Raw genomic sequence first — 437 nt, forward strand, 5'->3', positions numbered from 1 at the left:
AAATCCCGGCATGTTCCGCATGCGCGCGGAGGCCGCCGCATGAGGATGCGCGAATTGCTTGAGGTCGGCAAGCCGGTGGTCATCGGCACCTACGAATTCACCGCCGACCTGATCGTGGAATTCGCCAGGGAATTCGACCCGCATTTCTTCCACACCGATCCGGAACTCGCCAAGCAATCGCTGTTCGGCGACCTCTGCGCCTCGGGCTGGCACGTCTGCGCCGCCGCAATGAAATGCAACGTCGCCAGTATCTACCGCCAGAACGAGGCGATCCGCGCCGATGGCGGCACGCCGCCCAAGCTCGGCCCCTCTCCCGGCATCCGCAATCTCAAATGGCTGAAGCCGGTCTTCGCGGGAGACACGGTCACCTATTCGATGCAGTTCAACGGCGACGCTCCGGTTCCGCACCGCCCGGGCCGGCATATCTGCAATCTGAC

At 63.6% G+C, this 437-nt stretch carries 1 protein-coding gene; it reads left to right on the forward strand.

Annotated elements, in window-relative coordinates; translation table 11 throughout:
* Positions 1 to 39: 39 nt before the first annotated feature.
* Positions 40 to 437, forward strand: a 398-nt coding sequence (locus AC1D0P_RS29955) for a MaoC/PaaZ C-terminal domain-containing protein (RefSeq protein WP_477680056.1), incomplete at its 3' end; no start/stop codon positions are given.

Source organism: Polaromonas sp. P1_G2 (assembly GCF_056405515.1).